Consider the following 3909-nt stretch of genomic DNA (forward strand, 5'->3'; position numbering starts at 1 on the left):
GGCCGTGAGTGTGCTGTTGCGGTCGGGGTCGTCCACCCGAACGGGGCCCTGCAGATCGATGGTCTGGCGGCGGGTATCGGCGGTGAGCGACGGTGCGGTCAGCCGCTGGGGAGCGCGGTCTGGTAGCTGGCGCTCGCCCCGCACCGGCCCGCGGCCCTGCAGGGAGCCTGTGCGGGGCAGCCAATCAACGCCTTCCATGGCCAGGCGGAGGGGATCGGGCCCGCTGCGCACCAGGGTGGGAGCACCCCGCAGCTCCAGGCGATCGGCATCGATCAGAAAGCGCGCCCGCTGGCTGGTGAGCCGCAGGTCGGCCTGGGTGGCCACGGGGTTGCTGTCCAGTTCCATCAGCTCGCGGGCCGGATACCAGCGCACCCGCTGGGCCGTGATCACCAGGGGCTCGGCCCCATCCTCGAGCCGCTGCAGCCGGGTCGCTCCCTCCAGCTGCACCACCTCGCCGTCATTGAGCACCACGCCGTTGGCGGCCGTGAAGCGGTAGGCCGGCTTGCCGTTGCTGTAGAGCACCCCCTTGAGATCGCGTGACTGAGCCACCCGGCGGCTGAGGTCGTAGCGGGTTTCCGGGCTGGTGAGTTCCCAGAGGGGCCGCCCCTGGGCGTCCTGCTGGCGCAGGTTGAGGCTGCGGAACACAAACGGCTGGGCCGCCTCCGGTTCACGCAGGCGGCTGCGGCAACCAGCCGCCTGGACCAGCAGAGCCAGGCTGAGCAGGGCAGCGCCGAAACGCCTCACAGGGGGCCGTCGAGCTCGAGCCGCAGCATCACGGGCTCCGGTTCAGGCAGGGCCTGGCCTGGCTTCAGAACGCCCCAGCGCTGGGCCTCCAGCCAAGGGGAGGCCGCCGTGGCCAGCGAGGAACCTGGCCCTGGGCCGGAGTCAGCGTCGCTGCCCAGGGGCTCCTGAGCCAGCTGGGCCAGCATCCGGCCGGAGAGCTCCGGCACCAGCGGCGCCAGCAGCACCGCCACCCAGCGGGCCGCTTCCAGCACGGCATAGAGATCAGCGGCCACCGCCGCCTCCTGGCCCGGTTGCTTCATCAGCTTCCAGGGGGCCTGATCGTTCAGATAGCCGTTGGCGGTGCCGGCCAGCTGCAGCACGGCCTCGGCGGCGCGGCGAAATTTGAGGGCATCGAGACCCTCGCGCACCTCGCCGGCGGCATGGGCAGCCGCCAGGGCCAGGGGGTGCTGGTCGCTGAGGGCGGTGCCGGCTGGTGGTACGGCAGCCGTGAACCACTTGCGGGCCATCGAACTGGTGCGGTTGAGCAGGTTGCCGATCGTGTTGGCCAGGTCGTTGTTGACCAGATCGCTGAAGCGTTGCTGCTGGAAGTCGCCATCGTCCCCGAATGGGATGTCGCGCAGCAGATACCAGCGCACCGCATCGCGGCCGCAGCGCTGCAGCAGCACGTCGGGATCGAGCACGTTGCCCAGCGACTTGCCCATCTTCTGCCCCTCCCGCGTCAGAAAGCCATGGCCGAAGACCCGCTCCGGCAATGGCAGGCCGGCGGAGAGCAGCATGGCCGGCCAGTAGACGGCATGGAAGCGCAGGATGTCCTTGCCGATCACATGCAGCTGGGCGGGCCAGCCCTGCTGCTGCAGCTGATCGAGGTCGGGTGGCGCCGCCCCCGGGGCTGGGTCCTCCAGCAGGGCCGACAGGTAGCCCAGCAGGGCGTCAAACCACACATAGAAGGTATGGCCCGGATGGCCCGGCACCGGGATCCCCCAGGGAAGATCGAGGCGGGAGATGGAAAAATCGCGCAGGCCCTGGGCCACGAAGTTCTCGACCTCACGGCGGCGGCTGGCCGGTTCAATGAAACCGGGCTGGCGGATCAGGCTCTCAATGGCCTCCTGGTAGCGGGAGAGCCGAAAGAACAGGTTCAGCTCATCGCGCCATTCCAGGGGCTTGCGGTGGATGGAGCACTCCGGATCCTGGGCCTCGTGGGGATCGTCCTTGAACTCCTCGCAGGCCACGCAATACCAGCCCTGCTGCCGGCCCTCCACCACATCGCCACTGGCCTCCACCCGGGCGAAGAACTGCTCCACCAGCTGACGGTGGCGGGGGTCGGTGGTGCGGATGAAGCGGTCGTGGCTGATCTGCCAGCGCTGCCAGAGATCCCGGTAACCGGCACTCACCTGGTCGCAGTGGTCCTGGGGGGAAACGCCGGCGGCCTCGGCGGTGCGTTGGATCTTCTGGCCGTGCTCGTCGCAGCCGGTGATGAAGGTGACCCGCTCACCCCTCAGGCGCTGGTAGCGGGCCATGGCGTCGCAGGCGATGGTGGTGTATGTGCTGCCCAGGTGAGCGCGGTCGTTGACGTAATAGAGCGGGGTCGTGAGGGTGTAAGACATGCGGCGGGAAATGGCCCTGTGCCGGTGCCGGATCCTACTGAGCACTCTGCTGCCTCCTCCGCCGATCAACCCCATGCAAGACGAGCGGTTTCCCATCGTGGTGTGGGGCGGCGGCAGCGGCGGTGTGGCGGCCGCCCTGCAGGCAGCCCGGGCCGGCAGTGCCACCCTGCTGCTCACCCCGGGGGGCTGGCTGGGCGGCATGGTGAGCGCCGCCGGCGTCTGCTGCCCTGACGGCAACGAGCTCAGCCCCTGGCAGAGCGGCCTCTGGGGGGCCCTGCTGCGGGAGCTGGCCCGCCGCGAACCCGGTGGGCTCGACCACAACTGGGTGAGCTGCTTTGGCTACCGGCCGGCCTCGGCGGAGGCGATCTTGCGCCACTGGGTGGCCGGCACAGAAGGGCTCACCTGGTGGCCCTGCTGCCGCCTGCGGCAAGTGGATCGCCAGGGTGACCGCATCAGCCGGCTGCTGGTGGAGCGCTCGGGCCCTGGGGGGCCTGATGGCGCGGGAGCCCCTGCGGACACCGTGGCGCTCCATCCTGAGCTGGTGATTGATGGCAGTGATCGGGGCGAGTTGCTGGCCCTGGCCTCGGCCGGTTTCCGCCTCGGCTGGGAGGAGCAGGAGCTCTGGCAGGAGCCCAGTGCCCCGTCGCGGCAGCGCCTCAGCAGCGAACCCTTCTTCCAGGCCCAGCCGGTGCAGTCCCCCACCTGGGTGGCGATGGGCCGCCTGCGCGACCAGCAGGGGTGTCCCGCCGGCAAGAGCAGCCTGCCGCCACCCTTCGCCGGTGCCACCAGCCGCTTCGGCCTGGAGCGCACCCTCACCTATGGCCGCCTGCCCGCTGATCTGGTGATGCTGAACTGGCCGCTGCACGGCAACGACTGGTACGGCCAGGGCGACTGGCCCAGCCAACTGGAGCGGGCCTTCAGCCTTGAGGCTGCGGCAGATCCTTGCGGCCAGGGGGAACTCGAGCAGGCCATGCAGGCCCACAGCCTCGCCTTCGCCGCCGCCCTCGAGGAGGCCAGCGAGGGCTGGCTGCAGCTGGCCGAGCTGTTTCCCCTGCACCCCGGCAGCACCGACCTGGCGGGGCCGTCGCCCCTGGCCCTGATGCCCTACTGGCGCGAGGGCCGCCGGCTCAAGGGGCTGAGCACCGTGGTGGAGCAGCAGCTGCTGCCCCAGGCCGAGGGTGCCTCCATCGCCCCCCTGCCCTGGCGGCAGGGCCGCATGGAGGCGATCGCCGTGGGCAACTACGCCAACGACCACCACTACCCAGGCCCCGACTGGCCCCTGGCCCCGAAGAGCTGCCGCTGGGGCGGGCGCTGGAGTGGCACCCCCTTCTGCATGCCCTACGGCGCCCTGGTGAGCGCCGACACGGTGAACCTGCTGGCAGCCGACAAGGCCACCAGCGTGAGCCACATGGCCAACGGCGCCACCCGCCTGCAGCCCCTGGTGCTGAACGTGGGCCAGGCCGCCGGCCTGGCGGCGGCCCTGTGCCTGCGCCTCGGCTGCCGGCCGGCGGAGCTGCCTGTGCTGCAGCTGCAGCAGGCCCTGGTGCAGGACCCCCTGGCA

General features: G+C 70.9%; 3 protein-coding genes. 1 reads left to right on the plus strand and 2 read right to left on the minus strand.

The window, feature by feature from the left end; genetic code table 11:
* Together lptC and IQ216_RS12375 are read right to left on the minus strand one after the other, a co-directional pair.
* Positions 1–744 (minus strand): LPS export ABC transporter periplasmic protein LptC (gene lptC, locus IQ216_RS12370; RefSeq protein WP_193815700.1); only part of this gene is annotated, 744 nt, incomplete at its 3' end.
* Positions 741–2348: a methionine--tRNA ligase gene (locus tag IQ216_RS12375; RefSeq protein ID WP_193815701.1), complete on the minus strand. Its 1608-nt coding sequence runs from the start codon at positions 2346–2348 to the stop codon at positions 741–743. The genes IQ216_RS12375 and lptC, both read right to left, overlap by 4 nt.
* Before the next feature lie 73 nt (positions 2349–2421).
* On the opposite strand from IQ216_RS12375, the gene IQ216_RS12380 reads away from it, so the two are divergent.
* Positions 2422–3909 (plus strand): FAD-dependent oxidoreductase (locus IQ216_RS12380; protein ID WP_193815702.1); only part of this gene is annotated, 1488 nt, incomplete at its 3' end.

It is taken from the genome of Cyanobium sp. LEGE 06143, from assembly GCF_015207535.1.
Classification (GTDB): Bacteria; Cyanobacteriota; Cyanobacteriia; order PCC-6307; family Cyanobiaceae; genus NIES-981.